Genomic DNA, 22,801 nt, shown 5'->3' on the forward strand with positions numbered 1-22,801 from the left:
GTTTTTAAGAAAACTTACTTTTATAGGGAAAGACGTGTGATAACCTTATAAGATAAAATCGATCTATCTAAAATTTTATATTTGCACCACAATTATATCTAATGGCAAAAAAACCAAGTATACCAAAGGGAACAAGAGATTTTACTCCTTCCGAAGTCATAAAGCGGAATTATATTTTTGACATCGTAAAAAAGCATTTTCAGACCTTTGGATTTCAACCTATTGAAACCCCTTCTTTTGAAAACTCGGATACCTTGATGGGTAAATACGGTGATGAGGGTGATCGCTTGATTTTTAAGATTTTGAATTCTGGGGATTATTTGAGTAAGGTTGATGAAGCTTTATATAGTTCAAAGGATTCAAATTCACTTACCTCTAAAATATCGGAAAAAGCTTTGCGCTATGACCTAACAGTACCTTTTGCCCGATACGTGGTAATGCACCAGAATGAAATAGATTTTCCTTTTAAACGCTATCAAATACAACCCGTATGGCGTGCGGACAGGCCTCAAAAAGGACGTTTTCGCGAGTTTTATCAGTGTGATGCGGATGTGGTAGGTTCAGATTCTTTATTGCAGGAAATAGAATTCGTGCAATTGTATGATGCGGTTTTCACTGATTTAAAGTTGGACGGAGTCAACATCAAAATGAATAACCGAAAAATTCTTTCGGGTATTGCAGAAGTTATAGGTGCACAAGACCTCCTGATAGATTTTACCGTTGCTTTGGATAAGTTGGATAAAATTGGCGAAGACGGTGTAAAGAAAGAAATGGCAGAAAGAGGTCTAACTGCGGAAGCAATTGCTAAAGTAGAGCCGCTTTTCTCACTTTCTGGAAGCAACCTAGAGCAACTTGAATCGTTAAAGGAACTTTTAAAAGATTCCGAAACAGGAAGTAAAGGAGTAGAAGAACTTACTTTCATAGTTCGTACTATTCAAGAAATGGGTCTTCAGTCCGCTAAGCTTTCTATTGATGTTACCTTGGCACGTGGTCTTAATTATTATACCGGAGCTATTTTTGAAGTGGGTGCGCCAGAAGAAGTTAAAATGGGGTCTATTGGCGGAGGAGGTCGTTATGATGACCTTACGGGTATTTTTGGCCTAAAGAATGTTAGTGGTGTAGGAATCTCTTTTGGTTTAGATCGTATTTATTTAGTTTTGGAAGAGTTGAATCTATTTCCAGAAGCAATTGACCAATCCTTACAAGTGCTTTGTGTCAATTTTGGAGAGAAAGAATCCATTGCGGCTTTAAAATTGGTAAATGAACTACGGAAAGCCGGTATTAAAGCAGACGTATATCCTTCAAGTACTAAAATGCAAAAGCAAATGAAATATGCTAACAACCGTAATGTTTCTTATGTAGTTTTAATAGGGGAGCAAGAATTGGAAAGTAATAGTTTTGTAGTTAAAAACATGACGGAAGGTTCTCAGAAAGAATATAGTTTACATACAGTTGCCGATTTTGTGGCAAGTTTGTCGTAGCTTACACAAATTCATAAAAAATAAAATATACAGCTATCGCCATAGCGTCTGGAATATCACATAAACAAACTAGGAATACCATGGAAAATAATAATAAGTTAACCGGAAAAAATGTTCTTATCACTGCTGGAGCCCAAGGAATAGGGGAGTCAATTACAAGGCATTTCGTTGATAGTGGTGCCAATGTTGCCATTCATTATTTTTCCAGTGCAGATACAGCTAACCAGTTGGTTGAATACGCAACTAGTAAAGGGCAAAAAGCAGTTGCTATAAGTGGCGATTTAACAAAGGAAGCCGATGCAAATGCAATGGTAGAAAAAACCGTTGATACGTTTGGGAGCTTAGATATTCTAATTAACAATGCGGGATCATTGGTAGCCCGTAAAATGTTGAGTGAAATGGAGGCTGATTTCTGGCATAAGGTAATGGATATTAACCTTACATCTATGATGTTCGTAACACGAGCTGCAGCACCCTTTCTGGCAAAGAAGGATAATAGTAGCATCGTTAATTTAGCCTCCCTTGCCGGTCGTAAAGGTGGGCATCCAGGATCACTCGTATACTCCACAAGTAAAGGCGCTATCTTAACATTTACCAGGGCACTTTCTACAGAACTAGGTGAGCAGGGTACGCGTGTTAATGCGGTAGCCCCTGGTCTTATTCTAGGTACTTCTTTTCATAATACACATACCACAAAAGAATCTGCTGCAGCTACAACAGCGGGTATACCAATTCAACGGGCGGGAAATGCGGCAGATGTAGCTAGGGCTGTTTTGTTTCTAGCGTCCGAGTATGATGGCTTCATAACAGGAGCTACGTTGGATATTAATGGTGGTGTTTATAATATGTAACGATTTACAGTTAATCGTTCAAATATAAATCCACTGGTGGTAAAATGCTTCTGGTGGTTTATTTCTAAAACTTGAATTATGCTAAAGACTGCAGTAATACATCCAACAATTATGGAGGCGCTTGCGCGTTCAGGTCATTTTGCTCAAGTTGTTATTGCGGATGGAAATTTACCGGTTGGGGCTATGACGGGTTCTAACTCTACTACTGTACATCTTAATTTTCGACCGGGACTTTTAGATGCACTTACAGTTTTAGAGGGTATACTGGCAGTTTGTCCTGTTCAAGGGGCAATTGTTATGGAAAAACCTGCTGAGGCAAATGCGGAAATACATGATGCATATAAAAAGTTGTTAGGTGATGTTACGTGGGATGAAATGGAACGATGGGCATTCTATGATAAAATAAGAAATCTTAATACTACATTGATTATTCAAACTGGGGAGCAGCGGCGTTTTGCAAATTTGATACTCACTGTAGGTGTGGTGAAAATGGCTGAAGAGCGCGGTTTTTAGTAGGTAATTTAAAAACCTCTAGGACTAAGAATTAGTGTAACCTACTTTTTATCGCTTTAATTATTGTTTTATAATACACCGTGCTATGAGGAACATACTTCTGTAGGTTGGCAAGACCCCAGGTTTCTTGTGAAAATTGAAGCAGTGGGACCAAAGCAAGATTTTCAACTTCACTTTCTTGTTTTTGTAATGTATGAAAAGGGACTTCTAATTTGCATAGAAAGGTGTGATGATATTCACAGTCCAAGAGTTGTTCCGAATGCTTGTGAATGGATTTAAACACTCCAATTTTCTCTAATGCTTCTGGTTTAATTGTAACTCCTATCTCTTCTTGAATTTCACGAATAGCAGATGTTTCTATATCCTCACCGCTTCCTATATGACCTGCTACTGAAACATCCCAAAGTAAGGGAAAGACATCTTTGTTCCTCGATCTCTGCTGAATTAGAATACGTCCACTCACCGTATAGAACCAAATGTGCACGGTAGGATGAAACCAACCATAGCGGTGCGCTTCAGATTTCATGGCAGTCTTGCCTGTTACGTTACCATCGGCATCTAAAATATCAATCAACTCGTCCATAGTAAAATAAAAAACCCTCCTTTTTGGGGAGGGTCAAATTTGTCTTAATCGAAATAACTAAAAGTTTCTCCGTCTTTTATGTTCAGTATGGTTTCGTAAATCAACTTGATTACATTTTCAACATCATCTCTGTGAACCGTTTCTACAGTAGTATGCATATAACGCAACGGTAAAGAGATTAATGCAGAAGCAACACCACCGTTACTATAGGCAAAAGCATCTGTATCCGTTCCGGTAGCTCTGGAAGCGGCCATACGTTGAAATGGAATCTTATGGGCTTCGGCTGTTTCAAGGATACGTTCGCGTAATTTATTTTGAACCGCTGGAGCATAACTAATTACGGGTCCGGCACCAATTTCAGTATGACCTTGAGTTTTCTGCTCTATCATAGGAGTTGTGGTATCATGGCATACATCTGTAATAATAGCAACATTTGGCTTAATGGTCTGTGTTATCATTTCCGCACCTCGCAGACCTATTTCTTCCTGCACGGAGTTGGTAATATAAAGTCCGAACGGTAATTTTTTCTTGTTCTCATGAAGCAGGCGTGCTACTTCTGCAATCATAAAACCACCAGCGCGATTATCAATTGCACGACAAACAAATTTGTCTCCGTTTAGAATTTGGAACTCATCTGGATAGGTAATGACACATCCAACATGAACGCCCATTTTCTCTACTTCGGCTTTGTCTTTTGCACCTATATCAATAAAAATGTTATCTAATTTAGGTGGTGTTTCTTTTCCCTTATCGCGCGTGTGAATGGCAGGCCAGCCAAAAACACCTTTTACTATTCCTTTTTTGGTATGAATGTTCACCCATTTAGAAGGGGCAATCTGGTGATCGCTACCACCGTTTCTAATTACGTAAAGAAGTCCGTTATCACTAACATAGTTTACGTACCAAGAAATCTCATCTGAGTGACCTTCTATAACCACTTTGAACTTAGCACCAGGATTAATTACACCAACTGCCGTTCCATAAGTATCCGTAATAAAAGTATCTACATATGGTTTTAGGTAATCCATCCATATTTTTTGACCTTCCCATTCGTAGCCTGTAGGGGCCGCGTTGTTCAAATATTTTTCAAAAAAATCAAGTGATTTTTTGGTAAGAATTTTCTTTGTAGCCATTAAGTTTATATTTAGATACGAATTTACTAATATTCACTTTTATTTAATAATAAGCAGACCTATTTATCGTTAATTTGGCAAGGCTTTTGTATAATGTCCGTTATGAAAAAAACAATTCTGTTTTTATTTTTAGTAAACCTTGCGTTTTTGGGGCGTACCCAAATAGAGGAGCAACCATTGGATTCCATTACGGAAAAGATGATTATTATAGAGGGAGACTCCATTTTCAGGAATTCAATTGACTTGGATGAAGTGTACCTCTTTGGGAAATTGAAATTTACTTCATATAAAGATAAATTGCGGTACTATGTCCTTCGCAGGAAAACGCTTAAAGTTTATCCGTATGCCAAATTGGCGGCAGAACGTCTGGAAGAGCTCAATGATAGTATTACAAAAATTAAAAGAAAAAGGCACCAAAAGAAATACACTAAAGAGATTCAGCAGTTTATAGAAGAAGAATTTTCTGAAGAACTCAAAAAGTTAACCCGAACAGAAGGCCAGATTCTTGTAAAGCTTATTTATAGACAAACAGGTGAAACCGCATTTGAACTGGTCAGGGAGCTTCGTAGCGGCTGGCGTGCGTTTTGGTATAATACAACGGCCAGTATGTTTAAAATAAGCTTAAAAGAGAAATTCCAGCCAGACAAAGTGCATGAAGATTATTTGATAGAAGATATATTACAGCGAGCTTTTTCAGACTTTAAATTGGAGCGCCAAGAATCGGTTTTAGATTACGATTATGCCCAGTTAAGTGATAAATGGGGCGATGTAGGTAAAAAACATTAGAATGATTTTTAATTCGTTTTTCTTCTTCCAAATATAGATTCCATGATGAGCCTTAGGCTGTAAAAAGCCAAAAGAATAGCGGCTATTGCAAAAATAAATCCTAAAATCAGCACGGGCCAATACAATGGATGGCCTTCATTTTTAAATGCTTGATATATAACCCCAGGGGCTAAGAACATTAAGGCAATAGTGTATGCTATATGCTTTATGCCTTTCACTAGCAGGTCTTTATCCGTTCTCTTCTGAGACATAATTGAGGAGTGCTTTTAAAAAATTAAGTTACAAAATTACTGAATTGTAATGGACTTGGTATAGGTTTGGCAAACTGCAAAATAGCCCAAAGCAAAATTTTCTTGATCTATGGATGCGGCAAGATCATCTAAATCCGAGATATCATCAATATTAGTAATATTAAGTATATTGCCCCTAACGGTGGCTGATGGGGTTTGAAAAGGCCCTTGGTCACCACCGGACTGTACTATAAGTTGGTTCATATAGTTGTAGAAAGATCGGTCTACGCCAAGAATGCTAACATCTATGCTCATGCCGTCTTTTACATTGTCATCATAAAAATAGGAAAATTCAAAAGTGCGGCCCGGGTAAAAAGTGTCTTCCGTCACCAAGTATTCATTAAAATCAAAATCAAAAAGATAAAAATCCGTTTGATTGGGTTGATCATCAAAGGCTACTATAATTTCAGTTTCCTCGCCAGAAAAAAGAGTAGCATCACCTTGCTCCAGTTTCGTGATGGGTACAGCAGGTACGTAGGTAGTTCTGGCAGCATATCTAGAACCTTCGTATTCAATATATAGAATCAATTCGCCTGTAGTCATGAAATCTACCGTAGTTTCACGTTGATAAACCCCACTGCCAATAAAAGTCTCCAAAAGCATCAAGGTTTGTTGACTTGCGAGGTTGGTAATGCTTATCTGGTCTAGCTCTACTGGTTCTATGGATTCAAAAAAGTTACTTGTAGCACTGACTTTTACTTGGGCATAAAAGTTTGAAGAAGGTTGCGTACTATCTATGCGCATTACTGCATCAACCGTTAGGCGAGGTTTATCCGTAGGCACTTCAACTTCTACAACATCTTCGCAACTGCTAAAGAAGGGGAGTAGACAAAGTATATATATGTACTTTTTCATAGCCTTAAAATTTAAAATTATAAGTTACGGCGGGCACAACACCAAAAATAGCGGTACGAACCGCTTCATTAGTTCCTGTATCCTCATTGCGACTAAAACTTATAGATGCCGCATTCCTACGGTTATAAACATTATAGATGCTAAAAACCCATTCCGTTTGCCATTTTCTTTTCTTGTTCTTTTTGGGAGTAAGTGTAGCGGAAATATCCATACGGTTATAAGAAGGCAATCGTTCCTCATTTCTTTGTCCGTAATACGGAATAGTGAGTCCCTGAAAATTGAACTGACCAATAGGATAGTTCGTGGGTTGCCCTGTTTGAAAAACAAAATTGGAATTAAAGTTCCACTTTTCATTCAGGTCATAACTAGCATATATAGAAACATCGTGTGTCTTGTCATAAGGCGTGTTGTACCATTCTCCAGAATTGATACCCGTTTCTGCAAATGAAGTTCCGTCCGGCAGGGAAATGTTTCTTCCTGGCGTTCTTTGTTCTGATTTAGAAAGCGTATACGCCAGCCAGCCTTGAAATCTGCCTTCATTCTTACGAAGCAAAAACTCCAGCCCGTAAGCCCGTGCTTCTCCTTTTAAAACCACCTGTTCAATTGCATCATTTGCTATTAGATTGGCACCATCTATATAATCAATGCGATTTTGAATGTCCTTATAAAATAATTCGGTCTCTATGGAAAAGTCACCATTTTTAAAATTCTTGAAATAACCTGCGGCATATTGATCCAACAGTTGAGGCTTTACAAAAGGTCCGCTGGGTGTCCATACATCCAAAGGAGTAGGGGAGCTTGTGTTTGAAATAAGATGAAGGTATTGGGCAAGGCGAGTGTAACTTGCTTTAATAGAGCTGTTATCATTTAACGTGTATGCCATTGAAATGCGAGGTTCCAAATTGTTGAAGGTTGATAGGCTTCCACTTTTTTTAACACTATAGGTGTCAATTGGTATACCTTCTTGGTACACATTTAAAACGGGATCAAAAATAACGGGATTATCATTAAAATAAACATTGATTTCATCCTGTCCTAAACGAAGAAAATTACTGAAACGTAATCCGTAATTAAAACTGAGATTCTTTGTGATATCATGCTCAACATCAATATAAGCGGCAAATTCATTAGCATACTTTTGAGTAAGTTGTTCTTCAACTATACCTGAATCCTCATTACTAGGTTGAATTTTACCTGGGTTAAAGCGATAATAAATATTGTTAATGCCGTAGTTGATTTGAAACTTATCATTTAAATAATGCTTTAAATCATACTTGATATTAAAGTTTTCAATTCCTGAATTCCAGTCAAAGCCCACAAAGTCTAGTTTTAGGCCATAGTAGTAGTTGGAATAAATCAAAGATAAATTGGAAAACAGTTTATCTGAAAACAAGTGATTCCACCTAAAATTTCCCACCGCATTTCCGTAGGTGTTCACAAAACTATCGCTAACGCTAAATACATCGCGGCCAAAGTACCCAGATAGAAAAATACTATTGTTATCATTTATGTTGTAGCTTAGTTTGGTATTTAAATCATAGAAATAGGCCGTGTTGTCAACATCAAAAAGAGGTAGGAAGAGATGTGCGTAGGAAGCGCGACCTCCAACAAGAAAGGCTGCCTTATCATTCTTGATTGGCCCCTCAACCAATAACCGACTTGCAACAGCGCCAATACCACCGTTAACTTTAATTTTTTTACTGTTCCCTTCTTTTTGAAAAATATCTAGAACAGAAGAGAGTCTTCCGCCATAACGTGCGGGAATACCACCTTTGTATAGTTTAATATCCTTTATGGCATCTGGATTAAAGACAGAGAAAAAACCGAATAAATGCGAAGAATTAAAGATTATGGCCTCATCCAATAAAATTAGATTTTGGTCAACTGCGCCACCGCGCACATTAAAACCAGAAGCACCTTCACCCGCATTAGTCACCCCAGGAAGTAATAAAATAGATTTTATAACATCGGCCTCGCCTAAAATAACCGGAATTTTCTTGATGGTACCCACGGACAAAGAATTAACGCTCATCTGAGGTTTGCGGACATCCATTTTCTCTACATCTTCCGTAACCACAACTTCTTGTAATTGCTCGGCAGACTCCTCTAAAGAAAAATTCATTTTTTGGTCCGCATCAAGAGTAATCGTTTTTAAAATATCCTGAAAACCCAGATAACTGACTTGCAATTGATATTCACCTTCCGGTAAGGATATGGAATAAAACCCGTATTCATTGGTAGTTACACCAGTTTGAAGTTCAGGGAATACGATAGTTACGCCAATAAGGGTTTCGTTGCTTGAGGCCTCTGAGATAGTTCCGCTTAAGGTATATCTTTGTTGAGAGAAGCTATTGAGAAAACAGAGCAGAAAGACCGAAAGAACGATCTTGGTGAATTGGTTCATCTACAGAGCAATTTTTCATAAAAGTAACCAGAAAAACACCCTTAAGGAAAACGTTAACAGTAATTTAAAAGAAAAGCCCCTATGTTGGTAGGGGCTTTTGGAACATTTTGATTTTAAATCCTTTATAAGGTATCTAAAATAGAATTAAAAGTAGAGCTAGGTCTCATAGCCTTTGAAACAAGATCTTGCTTTGGCAAGTAGTATCCGCCAATATTTTGAGACTTACCTTGTGCATTCATTAATTCATCTACAATTGTAGATTCTTTTGCTTGAATTGCTTCAAATACTTTTTTGAAAGTAGCTTGTAATTCAGCGTCTTTAGACTGTTTGGCCATGGCCTCTGCCCAATACATAGCCAAGAAGAAATGACTACCTCTAGTGTCTATTTCTTTTACCTTTCTTGAAGGTGATTTATCATTGATCAAAAATTTCTCTGTAGCGCTATCTAGAGCATCTCCTAAAATTCTAGCTTTTTCGTTTTGGTTCTTTTCGCCATAAAAATCAAGAGAAACACCCAAAGCAAGGAATTCACCCAATGAATCCCATCTCAAGTGGCCTTCCTCTAAAAATTGTTCAACGTGTTTTGGAGCAGAACCACCTGCACCAGTTTCAAAAAGACCACCACCGTTCATTAAGGGAACAATAGAGAGCATTTTTGCACTAGTACCAACCTCCAATATAGGAAAAAGGTCAGTAAGGTAATCTCTAAGTACGTTACCGGATACGGAAATAGTGTCTTTACCTTCTTTCATTCTTGCTAACGTAAATTCAGTAGCTTTCTTGGGAGAAAGAATACGGATATCCAATCCTGTTGTGTCGTAATTAGGTAAATATGCTTTTACTTTTTTAATAAGCTCCGCATCATGAGCACGATTTTCATCTAACCAGAAAATGGTTGGGTCATTAGTGGCTTTTGCTCTTGAGACCGCTAGTTTTATCCAATCTTGAATAGGAGCGTCCTTTACTTGGCACATACGCCAGATGTCGCCCACTTTTACGGTGTGTTCATCAAGAACATTACCGGAACTTAGGTCAATAACTTTTACACTACCGGCATCCTTAATTTCAAAAGTCTTGTCATGGGAACCATATTCTTCGGCTTTTTGAGCCATAAGACCAACGTTTGGTACTGTACCCATAGTAGTTGGGTCAAAAGCACCATGTTCTTTGCAGAAATCTATTGTGGCCGAGTATATCTCAGCATAACTACTATCGGGAATAACGGCAACGGTATCCTGTAGTTCTCCTTTTGAATTCCACATTTTGCCTGAGTTACGTATCATTGCTGGCATTGAAGCATCAATAATAATATCACTAGGAACATGAAGGTTGGTAATACCTTTATCGGAATTCACCATGGCCAGGTCAGGCCCTTCATTTATAGCTTTTTGAATATCATTCTCAATAGCCTCTCTTTTGCCGGCAGGAAGCTCTTGAAGTTTGGCGAACAAGTTTTCCAACCCGTCATTAGCGCTAATACCTAATTCTTTAAAGGTATCTTTATATTTACTAAAAACATCAGCAAAGAAAACTTCAACCGCATAACCAAAAATAACCGGATCGGAAACTTTCATCATAGTAGCTTTCATATGGAGGGAGAACAAAACACCTTGCTTTTTGGCATCTTTAATCTGTTCTTTTAGAAAAGCTACAAGAGCACTTTTACTCATTACGGTAGCATCGATAATCTCACCTTCTAAAAGGCTTAGTTTATCTTTAAGAACAACAGTTTCCCCGTTATCCTTTACCAATTCTATTTTTATATCTGTAGCAGATGGTAATGTCAATGATTTCTCATTGGCTTTAAAATCTCCATGGTCCATTGTAGCTACATGGGTTTTTGAATCCGAACTCCAAGCTCCCATGGTATGTGGGTTTTTTTTAGCGTAGTTTTTTACAGCTCTAGGTGCTCTACGATCAGAGTTTCCTTCACGTAACACTGGGTTTACGGCGCTACCCTTGATTTTGTCATACCTGGACTTAATTTCCTTTTCGGCCTCGTTAGATGGTTCGTCTGGATAACTAGGAAGGTTGTAACCGTTTTCCTGTAATTCTTTAATAGCTTCCTTTAATTGAGGAATGGAAGCACTAATATTGGGAAGTTTGATTATGTTGGCCTCTGGCTTTTTGGCCAAGGCGCCCAATTCTTCTAGGTCATTTGCAATTTTTTGATCTTCTTTTAGAAAATCAGGAAATACCGCAATAATTCTTCCGGCCAAAGAAATATCTTTGGTCTCTATCGTGATATTGGCCGTTTTAGTAAATGCTTTTACAATTGGCAAAAATGACTGTGTAGCTAAAGCCGGAGCTTCATCTGTTTTTGTATAAAAAATTTTGGACATGTAAAGAAAGGTTTAATTTAAAGCGGAGTAAATATACGACTTTAAGTATTCTTGCGTAGCAAAAGATAGGGGGTAGTTATCACCTGATTGGCATTAATTACTTTTTTAACAAAAACATTGAGAATAAGGAAAAAAAACAGCAAAACAAAAGCCATATCATTGTACAAGTACATTGATATGGCTTTTTAGAAACTGCTATAGTAAACTTTCTTCCCTGTTCTTCCGACAGATCGGCAACCATTGATTGCATTTACATCACAATTTCAACGTTTGAGATAAATTGTACTTAATCATCGGACCAAGTCCCAATTGTTATCTCTTTTCATTGTTTACACATTTTTGTGCATATTTCCCAGATTTGCATCTTTTGAATATTTACAACTATGTTCACAATATCATTTCTCAAAAGGCGACAGCCCTTTGTTGATACGATTGTCTTCTAAATGGCGTACTCTGAAATACATCTTTAAACATTTATAAAACATAAACAATAATATAAAGAACGCTACCTCTATAACAATTTAAGAATTTTTCTTTATCAGATACATTCCTTAATTGTTACATAAATGTAGGAAAAATAGCTCTGGCCACCAAAATATTTAACATATTAGTAATCAACATTTTATGAACTATTGTTATGAACAATTGTTCATAACGAAAAAATCCCGCTATTGCGGGATTTTGTTACTCTATATGTATTTGGCTTAAGAACGTACTTCTTTGATACGTGCTTTCTTACCCGTAAGACCTCTAAAGTAAAAGATACGAGCTCTACGAACTTTACCTCTTTTATTAACTTCAACCTTCTGTAAGGCTGGCATGTTAATTGGGAAAATACGTTCAACACCTACGGTTCCGGACATTTTACGAATTGTAAAAGTCTCAGTAGAACCAGAACCTCTTCTTTGTATAACTACACCTCTAAAAAACTGTGTACGTGTTTTTTCACCTTCCTTAATTTCGTAGTACACAGTTATAGTGTCACCAGCTGAAAATGCAGGAAATTCTTTTTTTGGAACAAACTCGTTTTCTACGAATTTCAATAATTCTTCCATGATATTTTTTTAATGATTATGTTATGGTCAACATTCACGATTTTCGTCAGAGGTTAATTTAACAGGCTGCAAAAATACTCTATAATTTAGAAATGGCAATGTATTTTGTTGATTTTTTAGATGCTATTAAATAATCTCTATTACTCAAGTAAATCCGGTCTAAGTTCTTCTGTTCTTTTTAGAGCTTGATCTTCGCGCCATTTTTCGATTTTAGGAAAGTTACCGCTTAATAATACTTCAGGAACCTTCATTCCTTTGTATTCTGAAGGTCTTGTATAAACGGGTGGGGCAAGGAGATCATCTTGAAAGGTATCCGTTAATGCAGAAGTCTCATTATTGAGAACTCCAGGAATTAATCTAATGACCGCATCACAAAGAATGGCAGCACCTAGCTCACCTCCTGAAAGAACATAATCCCCTATTGAAATTTCGCGGGTAATAAAAGCATCTCTAACCCTTTGGTCAACTCCTTTATAATGTCCGCAAAGAATAATGATATTTTTTAGTAAGGAAATGCTGTTGGCCGTTCTCTGGTTAAGAGTTTCGCCATCTGGAGTCATATAGATTATCTCATCGTATGCTCGTTCCGCTTTTAATGCAGTTATGCATTTGTCTATCGGTTCTATCATGAGCACCATTCCAGCCCCGCCACCAAATTGATAATCGTCTACTTGGTTGTAGCTTTTATCCGTGTAATCCCTGATGTTGTGCATATGCACCTCAACCAGTTCTTTTTCTATTGCCCTTTTTAGGATGGATGCACTAAACGGACTCTCAAGTAATTCGGGTAAAACGGTAATGATGTCAATGCGCATTTTAATTTGGGCTAAGAATTAGTGGGCCAAAAGTAGTGAAATCCGTGTGAATCTTTTTGCCAGCCCAATTTTTCATAGAGCTTTTGCGCAGGATTATCGATTGCTGTTTCCAGTGCTAAGCCTTTAAAACCCTTTTTCACACAAAATTCTTGAGCAGTAGTTAATAAAGCGGAACCAATTCCTTCTTTCCTGTATGTGTCATCTACATATAAATCGTTTAATATATAGTAAGGACGCATGGAGACGGAAGAGAAAGTGGTGTAAAGTTGCGTAAAACCAACCGCTTTATCACCTATAAAAACCATGAAAACTATAGATTCTGATTTTGCAAAACGTTCTTCTAAAAAGGAGCTTGCCGCACTTATGTTGGATGTTTGCTTGTAGAATATGCGGTATTTATCAAACAAAAGAGCTAGTTGCGGAATATGGGATGCATTGGCTTGGATGATATTCATAATGCTCTAAACTAAAAAAAGCTCCGTAAGGAGCTTTTTTCGTTATTTTTGTTTCTTGTATTTGTTGATCTCATCTTGCAGTTGCCTGCTGATTTTTTGCTCCCTTTCTAAAGCCCTTCTTCTGTGGTCTTCATATTCGGTCTCAAGTTCAGACAAGTTGGTCTTGGCTTCTTGTGTTAAGATATTACTGTTTCTAAATTTATAGATAAAGAATAGCAATAACGCCAAAAGCGAAAAGATAACGGTCCAAAGGATACCATTATATGTGCTTTTTGAAACCATAATCCCCAAGAAAGACATGCTATCTTTTTCTTCGGTTACGGCCGCAAGGTTATTAGTAGTTTCTTCTAGCTTTTCATTTAGCGAGCCAATGGTTGATTCATGACCTCCTATAGTAGCTTTCAATTCACTAGCCCTTTCATTAAATCCTTTTAAGGAATCTAATACATTTTGGCGAAGTTTTTCTAAGGATATCGTACGAACTACTTCATATTTCTTACCATCTGAACGGTAATTACCAGATTTAGTGAAAATAAATTCAAATTGACTATCTATAGGACCTCTGTCAAGGGATAAAACATCTTGTGTTTCTTCGTCTTGGGCAAATTGTAGGTTGTATGCTAATAAAGCCGTTATAAGTAACAGGATTCTTAAGCCTTTCATGTTGGAGTGATTCTTTGAATTAATGTTTAAGAGCCGACTAAAGTAATTCAATAATATCAATTAATAAAAAAAATCAAGGATAAGGTTGCGTTTAGATGGAAAATACCTTCAAAAAACAGCAATCTTACCCTTGGTTGCCTATTAAAAATCAATAATACGTGTAACGTCTTACTTTTGCAATGTATTTAGCTAACCGAATTACCTGATGAGAATAACCATATTCATTATCATACCAAATGTAAAGAATAATGTTTTTGCCGCTTCCATTAACTATGGTTGCATTGCTATCATAAATAGCTGGCGCGTTGGTTCCAACAATATCCGAGGATACCATTTCTTTACTTAATGAATATTTGATTTGTTCTACCAAATCTCCTTCTAGCGCGTATTTTTTGATGATGGTATTAATACCTGCAACAGAAGTCTTATTTTTTATCTCAAGATTTAAAATGGCAAGAGACCCGTTAGGAACCGGAACTCTAATAGCATTGGAGGTAAGTTTACCTTTTAATTCGGGTAGCGCTTTGGCAACCGCTGCTCCTGCACCTGTTTCTGTTATAACCATATTTAAAGCGGCAGCTCTACCACGTCTATGCTTACTGTGCATATTATCTACCAAATTCTGATCGTTGGTATAGGCATGAATGGTTTCCAAATGTCCTTTTACAATTCCTAAAGAGTCTTCAACAACACTTAAGATCGGTGTTATGGCATTGGTGGTACAAGAGGCCGCAGAGAATATTTTTATAGCGTCTGGATCATAAGTTTTGTGATTTACCCCATGAACTATATTTGGTACTTCCTTGCCAGGTGCAGTTAACAGCACATGCGATGCACCTTCGGCCTTTAAATGCCGCTCTAATTCGGCCTTGGTTCTGAATGCTCCTGTATTATCAATGACAAGCGCATCATTTATCCCGTATTGAGTGTAATCTATTTTTTCAGGTCTATCCGCACTTATCATATGAACCGTAGTGCCGTTTATGACAAGGGCATTGTTCTTAATATCCGTTTCTACGGTACCTGAAAATTTACCATGCACGGAATCTATGCGTAATAGGTTGGCTCTTTTCTCAAGAACCTCTTGACTTTCCGCATTTCTTGTAACGATAGCCCTTAGGCGTAATTGATTGCCCTGGCCGGTTTTTGCCATGAGTTCTCTAGCAAGAAGTCTTCCTATTCTTCCAAATCCGTAAAGAACAATGTCTTTGGGTTTTAAAGGAGTTGCATCATCTGCATCCTTTAGCTTATCAAAAACAAAGGCTTTAATATCCGTGTTGTGGTTGTCTTCTGAATGGTATTCGTAAGTTAGTTTGCCAATATCCAATTTTGCAGGAGGAAGCTGAATATCATTGATAGCCCTCAGGATTTCGGTTGAGTCGAAAATAGAGATCGGCTTTTGAACGAATTCACCAGCATATTCATGAAGGTTAATAATGTCACTGACATTCTTGTCTATCACCTGATTTTTGAAAAGTACAATTTCAATGGTCTTGTCATACCAAAGATCACTTACCAGTTTAATGAATTCAGTGGTAGCTTTTCTTCTATCAGCTTGGAAGGCTAATTCTTTTTCGTAAGAAGCGTTGGATTTCATTTATTTAGTCGAGTTATATTTTGGCATAAAAGTACCATTTTAGTGTTATTTGCAACTAATTTAAATGAAAAAACACCCCATTTGGGGTGTTTGTACTATTAATACTTCATGATATTACTGAAAAATAAGACGTTCTCTTTCCCCTTTTTCATTAATCATAGTTATACTCGTTTTTCCGTATTTAGAAATACTTCCAAAAAGGCTTCTTGCTTCCTCTATATCGTTTATTTCATTATCATCTACAGATAATAAAACCTTTCCTTCTAGGCCGTAACCACGATACGTTTCTGGAACTCCAACAATTTTCACTCCTTGTTTGGTCTTAAACTTCTTGTTGTCTTCTTTGCTCAAGTTCTTTACCTCTAGGCCCATTACTGGAACTATAACCGTTTGTCTTTTCTTTAACATTACAGGTACTGTAAACTCTTCTCCGTTCCTGTCTACCGTAACCTCAACAGAATCATTGGGTCTCTTTGCGGAAAGATATCCGGTAAGATCGGCAAATTTGCGAACTTTAATATTATCAACTCTTTTGATAACGTCTCCTTCTTGTAGTTCTGCTTCTTCGGCTCCCGTGCCTTCCTCAATACCGGAAATATATACACCTTCAATTTCATTCAATCCTTTTTCGATAGCGTAAGGAGTGTTGATGTTCAAAGTTTTTATACCCAATATTCCTTTTTGAACATTTCCATATTCAAGAATATCGTCTACTACTTTCTTAGCAATATTACTAGGTACGGCAAATGAATACCCTACGTAACTGCCTGTTTGAGAGGTGATCGCCGTATTTATACCCACTAAATCTCCATTAGTATTTACCAAAGCACCACCACTATTGCCAGGGTTTACAGCGGCATCAGTTTGTATAAAAGATTGATTTTTTCCTAAATCACGGGCTTTAGCGCTTACAATTCCTGCGGTTACCGTTGATGTTAGGTTAAAAGGGTTGCCCACGGCCAAGACCCATTCTCCAATTTTCATATCATCGGAATCACCAAAAGCTAAATATGGAAGATTTCCTTCGGCATCAATTTTAATAAGCGCAATATCGGAATTTGGGTCCGTACCTATAAGTTCAGCATCATAGGTCTTATTATTGTTCAGCGTTACCTGTAATTTATTGGCTTTACTGATTACATGGTTATTGGTTACAATATATCCGTCTTGAGAAATAATAACACCAGAACCGGTTCCTACTTGAGGTCTCTCGCTACCACCGCTACCGTAGAAGAAATCCATTAAATTATGTGGTGTTCTGCTAATAGTTACGTTCTTAACGTGTACAACAGCATTTACCGTATTTTCTGCTGCCACGGTAAAATCAACTTCATTGATGCCTGCTCCCTTCGCGGAAGTAGGGGTAAAACTTGTATTAAAAACCGAGTGGCCCTCATCTTGGGTTATCACTGCGTAATTATTGTTTTCAAAAAATAATTTGTAGCTGCCCAGTGTGATTGCTCCAGCAAAAAGGGCGATAAAAAAGGTACTGGCAATTTTTTTCATGTTCTTATTTTGTTTAAATTCTTTTGATATGTTAAAATTAGGCGTTTTTTAGGTGTTAGATAATTGCTTTAACTCCGCTTTAACTGCTAAATATATCTTAATCCTTGCTTTTGTAAGTGGATAGATAACTAGTAAAGGAGGTTATTCCCGATAGGTATAAAAGCCTATATTTGCGTCTTTAAATATAGTTATGACACTAAGTTTTTACAAATATCAGGGCACCGGAAACGATTTTGTTCTAATCGATAACAGGCAATTACAATTTCCCAAAAATGATACCAAACTGGTTGCATCTTTATGTGACCGAAAGTTTGGCATAGGAGCGGATGGTTTGATACTTTTGGAAAATGACGAACTGTCAGATTTTAAAATGGTCTATTACAATGCAGACGGCCGTGAAGGCAGCTTATGTGGTAATGGAGGCCGCTGTACCGTGGCTTTTGCCAACTTTTTAGGAATCGTAGATAAAGATACGGTTTTTAATGCTGCAGATGGTAAGCACCATGCTACTATCAAGGATGGAATTGTAAGCCTGCAGATGCAGGATGTTATTGAAATAAAGGAAAAACCGGAATATGTATTCTTAGATACAGGTTCTCCCCACCATGTTCAAATGGTAAATACTGTGCAGGATTTTCCGGTATTTAAGGAAGGCAAAAAATTACGTTACGGACTTTATGGACAAACCGGTAGCAACGTAAACTTCGTTGAAGTTTTGAACGATGATACCTTTGCGGTTCGTACTTATGAAAGAGGAGTAGAGGATGAAACCTTATCCTGTGGCACTGGTGTTACAGCTGTGGCCATTGCTATGCATAATGCTGGAAAAACCAATGCTAATAGGATAAAAGTCAATACTCAAGGTGGGGAATTGCAGGTTGAATTAAATAAAAAAGATGGTGTTTACAATCAAATTCATTTGATAGGTCCTGCTACACAGGTTTTTAAAGGAGAAATCGTATGCTAAGTTTAAAAGGCAAATATATTGCACTTAGAGGCTTGGAACCAACTGATCTGGATTTTCTCTACGAATTAGAGAACAATACGGAAATTTGGGAAATAAGTGGTACTACCGCGCCTTATTCCAAACATGTTTTAGAATTGTATTTGGATAATGCGCATCGGGATATATATGATGTTAAACAATTGCGCCTTTGTATCTGTAATCCAGAGGGGAGAGCAGTGGGGCTTATAGATTTATTTGATTTCGACCCTAAGAATTTTAGAGCCGGAATAGGAATTGTTATTTTGGACAAGGGAAACAGAAACCAGGGATTAGGGGCCGAGGCCATTCAATTGGTTTCCGATTATGCTTTTGAAGTTTTAAATATCCATCAACTTTACGCAAATGTAATAGAGGGTAATAGCCCAAGTATTCATTTGTTCAGAAAAATGGGTTTTGAAGAGGTTGGCTTAAAAAAAGATTGGATTTTTTCCAATGGAACGTATAAGAACGAAATTTTGTTTCAAAAAATAAATACCTAATGTATATAAAACGCATTCTACTTTTTATTGTAATTGCCGGCCTTATTGGTGGTGGAATTTTTGCTTACACAGTTTACAATGCCATTTTTGCTCCTAATACAAGTTTTGAAAACAAGGAGGCTTACCTTTTTATTCCTTCGGATGCTGATTTTGGTGAAGTACGGGAATTGGTGACTCCGTTACTAAAGGATATGGGCTCTTTTGAGAAAGTAGCAGAACGTAAAGGATATGTCTCTAATGTAAGAGGGGGTAAGTATGCTATTAAGAAAGGAGCGAACAATAATGATATTATAAACTCCTTACGTAGTCAGAATATACCTGTAAAAGTGGCTTTTAATAACCAAGAAACCATAGCGGACCTTGCCGGAAGAATAGCTATGCAGATAGAGCCGGATAGTTTAGCTTTACTCCAAGCCTTTACGGACGATGCGTTTTTAAAAGCAAACGGATTTAATGAGAATACGGAGCTCGCAATGTACATACCTAATAGCTATGAGTTTTTCTGGAATACTTCGGCTAAGGAATTTCGGGAGCGTATGTTAAAGGAGTACAAGCGTTTTTGGACAGATGCGCGTCTTGAGAAAGCAAAGGCATTAAATCTTTCCCCGGCGGAAGTAATCACTTTAGCATCTGTAGTTCATAAAGAAACGGCCAAGGTAGATGAGAGGCCAAGAGTCGCAGGTGTTTACCTAAATCGTTTGCGAAAAGGAATTCTGCTTCAGGCAGATCCAACAGTAATCTATGCTATAAAAAAGCATTCGGGTAATTTTAATACGGTTATCAAGCGGGTGCTTTATAAAGATCTGGAGCTAGATTCCCCTTACAATACTTATAAGTATGGGGGCCTTCCTCCAGGGCCTATAGCCATGCCGGATATTACAGCAATAGATGCCGTATTGAATCCGGAAAAGCATGATTACATCTATTTTGTTGCTAATGTGGAGAACTTCGGATATCATAAATTTGCTAAAACCTTAGCCCAGCACAACCGTAATAAGGAGCAGTATGTCCGGTGGATAAACGCTCAAAAAATAAATAGATAGGCATTTTATCCAGTCTTTGGTGCGCATTAACTAAAATGAAGCTTTTTTAACAAAGCCTTTTAATTTACAAGTGTAATACGCCCTTATCTTTGCCCCTCGAAATCTAAGCAGGCTAAATTTACGTAAGTCTTAGGTAAATATAACATATGAGAAAGTGGCTAGGATTATCAAGCCCCCTGATCATTACCTTTATTTTGTTGAGTTTTGGATTTGAATCCAAAGAGGTGAAAGTTCCAGAAACTCTTAAAGTAAAACAACCTACTGAAGTTTTGTTTCCCAAAAACAAAACTGTACATGCTACGATGTTAATGACTCCTCCTTTTATAGGGAGTTCGTATATCGGTTTTAAAGAAGCTCTAGCGTTTAAAGAGTCGCAGGGCAACTATTTTACGACAAATACGCTCGGGTATTTGGGAAAATACCAATTTGGTATTGGAACCTTACAGCTCATGGGTGTTTATAATGCAACACGTTTCCTTAACGATCCTGTATTACAAGAAAGAGCTTTTAATACCAACATAGCTCGTAATAAATGGATTTTACGCAGAGATATTGCCCGTTTTGTTGGAAAACGAATTGGCGGAGTTGAAATTACCGAATCCGGAATGATGGCCGCAGCCCACTTGGCTGGCGCCGGAAACGTTAAAAAGTATTTGCGTTCATGGGGAGCTTTCGATGTATCGGATAGCTACGGTACAACAATTGCAAAATACATGAAGAAGTTTTCAGGATATGATATCTCATACGTTTCGCCTAAACGAAACCCTAAAGTCTAAGTATCTTCTGTTTAAGATTTAATTTACATATGAAAGTGGACAAGCCCCAATAGAAATATTGGGGTTTGTTTTTTTATGGATTTTGGTGTGAGAATGGAGTTAGGTTGTTCAGGTATTTAAAAACAAATCGCCTTGAAATGTATAGGGGGCTTTGTACTAGGTACTATGGGTTTTGCAACAGTTACCATTATCATTATTTAAATTCTCAATAATTAAAAGCAGAGTAGAAGGCGGAATTACTACTTATAAAATCTTGTCTTAAACTTAAACAGAAATTTATAAGAGTTACTAATAGTATGAAACGTATTAATGTATTACAGTGTTTCTTCATTTATTTGCTGTATAATAATATATTATGAATTTAATTACTAACCTATTATTGGGTTTTTGCATTGCTTCCTTAGGCAGTATTACACCTAGTTTTTTAAATCTAACAGTTGTAAAGTATAGCTTAAGAAATGGTAAGAAATCAACATTTTACTTAATTGCAGGCTATGCAACTGTCTTGTTTTTTCAAGCAAGTTTAGGGGCTTATTTAGCTAATGTTTTGATGAAAAATTCAGAATACATTACCCTGATCCAAAAAATAGGAACAGGTATTCTATTTCTTTTATCAATCAATTTTTTTAGAATTTATTTTGTGTCGAAAAAGAAAATACAGGGTAAAGAAATTCCTAAATCCAAATCTTACTTCTATGGGATTTTAATGTCTTTATTAAATATGATGGCAATTCCCTTTTATTTTACATTCATTTCCCTGTTGATAGGTTTTGAATATTTTGAATACAGTTTATCCAACGCACTGTATTTTTCAATTGGTTCTACAATAGGTTCTTTTGTATTGTACACGCTTTATGCGATCGTTGCTAAAAACATAGAACATAGACTGAATTTTATAGCCGCTAAAATGGATTTTATTCTAGGGTGTTTAACAAGTGTTGTTGCTATAGGTAATTTAACTTATTTGGCAAGTAGCTTTTAAGTTTTTGAGTTGTGAAAGATTCTCTTATTTAATTCTTCAATACAATGTTCTATATTTTGTTTTAAATGGATAAGAAAAGGTATTCGAAAAAGTACCGTAATAATATTTTGGGCACGTTCAAAATAGTAGACATTTACGAATTGAACATAACAAGATAATTGCAGAAGTTTAGAGGATACATTATTTAATACGTTTGACCAAAACGAAATCTAAAGTTTAAGCACCCTCCTTAATAATAATTTATTTACATATAAGAAAGACAAGCCCTAAAAGAGATGTTAGAGATTATTTTTTGTAATTGTCCGCTTATTTATGAAATAAAATGAAAATCAGTAATCCTGTAAAGCAACTAGTAATCCATTATCCTATTCTTTTTATAAAAAGAGAAAGGAAAATGAGAAGCAAATTCTAATTCAAAAAACAGGAAAACGAGATTTTTAGTAAATAATAAGTAATGAACCTACCCGTGAATAATAAAAATAGCGGGCCTTTTATGAAGTGACTCTACTTTGGTGCGCTTCCAGTCCGAAATAGTTTTAGTTAAAATATATTCTGAGGGGAGGGTAACATCACAAGCCACACAAAGTCTTGTGTTGGGGCTTAAGGTTTTCGTAAGTTCAGCAAGAAGCTTATCGTTTCTATATGGGGTTTCAATGAACAATTGAGATTGGTCATAGTCTCGTGATAGTTTTTCCAATCTTTTAACTGCGCTTTTGCGTTCTGAAGCATCTATGGGCAAGTAACCGTTAAAAGCGAAACTCTGACCATTCATACCGCTTGCCATTAATGCCAATAGAATAGAAGAAGGACCTACAAGGGGTACGACTTGAATATTCTTATCGTGAGCGATTTTCACAACATCCGCACCTGGATCCGCAATTCCTGGGCAACCGGCTTCAGAAAGTATGCCAGTATTGAACCCGTCTAGGCATGATTGTAAAAAAGTCGGAATTTCTTCAGGTTCCGTATATTTATTTAGTACGGATAAATGAAGGCTTGGCTGTGATTTTCTTGGACTTATCTTCTTAATGAAGCGTCTTGCTGTTTTTTCGTTTTCAACGATGTAGTGGTCAATCTGCTCAATAGCCTTTTTTATTGAAATAGGTAAAACCTCTAAGGGTTCATTATCGCCTAGAGTGGTAGGTATAAGGTATAATTTTCCCTGATTTTCATTTCTGTTGGCCAT

22 protein-coding genes are annotated in these 22,801 nt (G+C 36.9%); 9 read left to right on the forward strand and 13 right to left on the reverse strand.

Translation table 11 applies throughout. The annotated features are described in order from the left end of the window. Positions 1-101: 101 nt before the first annotated feature. The 3 genes from hisS (at position 102) to KO521_RS05090 (ending at position 2,845) form a co-directional block, all read left to right on the forward strand. Positions 102-1,481, forward strand: coding sequence for a histidine--tRNA ligase (gene hisS / locus KO521_RS05080; protein WP_215938827.1), 1,380 nt, complete (start codon positions 102-104; stop codon positions 1,479-1,481). An 80-nt stretch (positions 1,482-1,561) separates the two neighbouring features. After that, entirely contained in the window at positions 1,562-2,332 is a 771-nt protein-coding gene (locus tag KO521_RS05085; RefSeq protein WP_215938828.1) for an SDR family NAD(P)-dependent oxidoreductase, read from the forward strand. A 78-nt stretch (positions 2,333-2,410) separates the two neighbouring features. Beyond that, positions 2,411-2,845: an RbsD/FucU family protein gene (locus KO521_RS05090; RefSeq protein ID WP_215938829.1), complete on the forward strand. Its 435-nt coding sequence runs from the start codon at positions 2,411-2,413 to the stop codon at positions 2,843-2,845. 31 nt (positions 2,846-2,876) lie between these two features. Here KO521_RS05090 and KO521_RS05095 read toward each other — a convergent pair whose 3' ends face one another. Next, positions 2,877-3,428 (reverse strand): NUDIX hydrolase, encoded by a 552-nt coding sequence (locus KO521_RS05095; RefSeq protein WP_215938830.1) that lies wholly within the window; start codon positions 3,426-3,428, stop codon positions 2,877-2,879. A 44-nt stretch (positions 3,429-3,472) separates the two neighbouring features. Continuing rightward, complete coding sequence (locus KO521_RS05100) at positions 3,473-4,561, reverse strand: M42 family metallopeptidase (RefSeq protein WP_215938831.1); 1,089 nt, start codon at positions 4,559-4,561, stop codon at positions 3,473-3,475. Between the two features lie 102 nt (positions 4,562-4,663). Here KO521_RS05100 and KO521_RS05105 point away from each other — a divergent pair, with 102 nt between their 5' ends. Next, positions 4,664-5,347, forward strand: a complete 684-nt coding sequence (locus tag KO521_RS05105; protein WP_215938832.1) for a DUF4294 domain-containing protein — start codon at positions 4,664-4,666, stop codon at positions 5,345-5,347. A gap of 8 nt (positions 5,348-5,355) precedes the next feature. On the opposite strand, the gene KO521_RS05110 is transcribed toward KO521_RS05105, so the two are convergent. The 10 genes from KO521_RS05110 to KO521_RS05155 all read right to left on the reverse strand — a co-directional run bounded on the left by KO521_RS05110 (position 5,356) and on the right by KO521_RS05155 (position 17,329). Continuing rightward, positions 5,356-5,598 carry a DUF6095 family protein gene (locus KO521_RS05110; protein ID WP_215938833.1) on the reverse strand — a complete coding sequence of 81 codons (243 nt, stop codon included), beginning with the start codon at positions 5,596-5,598 and terminating at the stop codon, positions 5,356-5,358. A gap of 36 nt (positions 5,599-5,634) precedes the next feature. After that, complete coding sequence (locus KO521_RS05115; protein WP_215938834.1) at positions 5,635-6,492, reverse strand: DUF4249 family protein; 858 nt, start codon at positions 6,490-6,492, stop codon at positions 5,635-5,637. A gap of 4 nt (positions 6,493-6,496) precedes the next feature. Beyond that, positions 6,497-8,896, reverse strand: a complete 2,400-nt coding sequence (locus tag KO521_RS05120; RefSeq protein ID WP_215938835.1) for a TonB-dependent receptor — start codon at positions 8,894-8,896, stop codon at positions 6,497-6,499. A gap of 122 nt (positions 8,897-9,018) precedes the next feature. Further along, positions 9,019-11,238, reverse strand: coding sequence for an NADP-dependent isocitrate dehydrogenase (locus KO521_RS05125; RefSeq protein ID WP_215938836.1), 2,220 nt, complete (start codon positions 11,236-11,238; stop codon positions 9,019-9,021). A 704-nt stretch (positions 11,239-11,942) separates the two neighbouring features. Then, a complete protein-coding gene (rplS, locus tag KO521_RS05130) occupies positions 11,943-12,293 on the reverse strand; it encodes a 50S ribosomal protein L19 (protein WP_215938837.1) in 351 nt (116 codons plus the stop codon). A 140-nt stretch (positions 12,294-12,433) separates the two neighbouring features. Beyond that, entirely contained in the window at positions 12,434-13,108 is a 675-nt protein-coding gene (gene trmD / locus KO521_RS05135; protein ID WP_215938838.1) for a tRNA (guanosine(37)-N1)-methyltransferase TrmD, read from the reverse strand. An 11-nt stretch (positions 13,109-13,119) separates the two neighbouring features. Continuing rightward, a complete protein-coding gene (locus KO521_RS05140) occupies positions 13,120-13,563 on the reverse strand; it encodes a GNAT family N-acetyltransferase (RefSeq protein ID WP_215938839.1) in 444 nt (147 codons plus the stop codon). A gap of 42 nt (positions 13,564-13,605) precedes the next feature. Further along, positions 13,606-14,226, reverse strand: a complete 621-nt coding sequence (locus tag KO521_RS05145; RefSeq protein ID WP_215938840.1) for a tRNA (guanine-N1)-methyltransferase — start codon at positions 14,224-14,226, stop codon at positions 13,606-13,608. 148 nt (positions 14,227-14,374) lie between these two features. Further along, on the reverse strand, positions 14,375-15,823 hold the full coding sequence (locus tag KO521_RS05150; RefSeq protein ID WP_215938841.1) for a glyceraldehyde-3-phosphate dehydrogenase: 1,449 nt from the start codon (positions 15,821-15,823) through the stop codon (positions 14,375-14,377). Positions 15,824-15,937: 114 nt separating this feature from the next. After that, positions 15,938-17,329 carry a trypsin-like peptidase domain-containing protein gene (locus KO521_RS05155; RefSeq protein WP_215938842.1) on the reverse strand — a complete coding sequence of 464 codons (1,392 nt, stop codon included), beginning with the start codon at positions 17,327-17,329 and terminating at the stop codon, positions 15,938-15,940. A gap of 190 nt (positions 17,330-17,519) precedes the next feature. Between KO521_RS05155 and dapF the strand changes: the two genes are divergently transcribed. The 5 genes from dapF (at position 17,520) to KO521_RS05180 (ending at position 21,615) form a co-directional block, all read left to right on the forward strand. After that, positions 17,520-18,296, forward strand: a complete 777-nt coding sequence (gene dapF, locus KO521_RS05160) for a diaminopimelate epimerase (protein ID WP_215938843.1) — start codon at positions 17,520-17,522, stop codon at positions 18,294-18,296. Beyond that, the gene (locus tag KO521_RS05165) at positions 18,290-18,814 is read left to right on the forward strand and encodes a GNAT family N-acetyltransferase (RefSeq protein ID WP_215938844.1); all 525 of its coding nucleotides are present in this window, start codon (positions 18,290-18,292) and stop codon (positions 18,812-18,814) included. Before dapF ends, KO521_RS05165 begins: the two co-directional genes overlap by 7 nt. Further along, positions 18,814-19,857 carry an endolytic transglycosylase MltG gene (gene mltG, locus KO521_RS05170; protein ID WP_215938845.1) on the forward strand — a complete coding sequence of 348 codons (1,044 nt, stop codon included), beginning with the start codon at positions 18,814-18,816 and terminating at the stop codon, positions 19,855-19,857. The genes KO521_RS05165 and mltG overlap by 1 nt, the downstream gene beginning before the upstream one ends. 146 nt (positions 19,858-20,003) lie before the next feature. After that, on the forward strand, positions 20,004-20,633 hold the full coding sequence (locus KO521_RS05175; protein ID WP_215938846.1) for a hypothetical protein: 630 nt from the start codon (positions 20,004-20,006) through the stop codon (positions 20,631-20,633). A 355-nt stretch (positions 20,634-20,988) separates the two neighbouring features. Continuing rightward, entirely contained in the window at positions 20,989-21,615 is a 627-nt protein-coding gene (locus KO521_RS05180; RefSeq protein ID WP_215938847.1) for a LysE family translocator, read from the forward strand. Between the two features lie 460 nt (positions 21,616-22,075). Here KO521_RS05180 and KO521_RS05185 read toward each other — a convergent pair whose 3' ends face one another. Further along, complete coding sequence (locus KO521_RS05185; RefSeq protein ID WP_215938848.1) at positions 22,076-22,801, reverse strand: SAM-dependent methyltransferase; 726 nt, start codon at positions 22,799-22,801, stop codon at positions 22,076-22,078.

Origin of the sequence: Zobellia uliginosa (assembly GCF_018860745.1) — a bacterium.
In the GTDB taxonomy this organism is placed as follows: domain Bacteria; phylum Bacteroidota; class Bacteroidia; order Flavobacteriales; family Flavobacteriaceae; genus Zobellia; species Zobellia uliginosa_B.

Bases quoted from the DNA above. Each gene is read 5' to 3' on its own strand.
- hisS (WP_215938827.1), top strand. From the start codon at position 102: ATGGCAAAAAAACCAAGTATACCAAAGGGAACAAGAGATTTTACTCCT.
- KO521_RS05085 (WP_215938828.1), top strand. From the start codon at position 1,562: ATGGAAAATAATAATAAGTTAACCGGAAAAAATGTTCTTATCACTGCT.
- KO521_RS05090 (WP_215938829.1), top strand. From the start codon at position 2,411: ATGCTAAAGACTGCAGTAATACATCCAACAATTATGGAGGCGCTTGCG.
- KO521_RS05095 (WP_215938830.1), bottom strand. From the start codon at position 3,428: ATGGACGAGTTGATTGATATTTTAGATGCCGATGGTAACGTAACAGGC.
- KO521_RS05100 (WP_215938831.1), bottom strand. From the start codon at position 4,561: ATGGCTACAAAGAAAATTCTTACCAAAAAATCACTTGATTTTTTTGAA.
- KO521_RS05105 (WP_215938832.1), top strand. From the start codon at position 4,664: ATGAAAAAAACAATTCTGTTTTTATTTTTAGTAAACCTTGCGTTTTTG.
- KO521_RS05110 (WP_215938833.1), bottom strand. From the start codon at position 5,598: ATGTCTCAGAAGAGAACGGATAAAGACCTGCTAGTGAAAGGCATAAAG.
- KO521_RS05115 (WP_215938834.1), bottom strand. From the start codon at position 6,492: ATGAAAAAGTACATATATATACTTTGTCTACTCCCCTTCTTTAGCAGT.
- KO521_RS05120 (WP_215938835.1), bottom strand. From the start codon at position 8,896: ATGAACCAATTCACCAAGATCGTTCTTTCGGTCTTTCTGCTCTGTTTT.
- KO521_RS05125 (WP_215938836.1), bottom strand. From the start codon at position 11,238: ATGTCCAAAATTTTTTATACAAAAACAGATGAAGCTCCGGCTTTAGCT.
- rplS (WP_215938837.1), bottom strand. From the start codon at position 12,293: ATGGAAGAATTATTGAAATTCGTAGAAAACGAGTTTGTTCCAAAAAAA.
- trmD (WP_215938838.1), bottom strand. From the start codon at position 13,108: ATGCGCATTGACATCATTACCGTTTTACCCGAATTACTTGAGAGTCCG.
- KO521_RS05140 (WP_215938839.1), bottom strand. From the start codon at position 13,563: ATGAATATCATCCAAGCCAATGCATCCCATATTCCGCAACTAGCTCTT.
- KO521_RS05145 (WP_215938840.1), bottom strand. From the start codon at position 14,226: ATGAAAGGCTTAAGAATCCTGTTACTTATAACGGCTTTATTAGCATAC.
- KO521_RS05150 (WP_215938841.1), bottom strand. From the start codon at position 15,823: ATGAAATCCAACGCTTCTTACGAAAAAGAATTAGCCTTCCAAGCTGAT.
- KO521_RS05155 (WP_215938842.1), bottom strand. From the start codon at position 17,329: ATGAAAAAAATTGCCAGTACCTTTTTTATCGCCCTTTTTGCTGGAGCA.
- dapF (WP_215938843.1), top strand. From the start codon at position 17,520: ATGACACTAAGTTTTTACAAATATCAGGGCACCGGAAACGATTTTGTT.
- KO521_RS05165 (WP_215938844.1), top strand. From the start codon at position 18,290: ATGCTAAGTTTAAAAGGCAAATATATTGCACTTAGAGGCTTGGAACCA.
- mltG (WP_215938845.1), top strand. From the start codon at position 18,814: ATGTATATAAAACGCATTCTACTTTTTATTGTAATTGCCGGCCTTATT.
- KO521_RS05175 (WP_215938846.1), top strand. From the start codon at position 20,004: ATGAGAAAGTGGCTAGGATTATCAAGCCCCCTGATCATTACCTTTATT.
- KO521_RS05180 (WP_215938847.1), top strand. From the start codon at position 20,989: ATGAATTTAATTACTAACCTATTATTGGGTTTTTGCATTGCTTCCTTA.
- KO521_RS05185 (WP_215938848.1), bottom strand. From the start codon at position 22,801: ATGGCCAACAGAAATGAAAATCAGGGAAAATTATACCTTATACCTACC.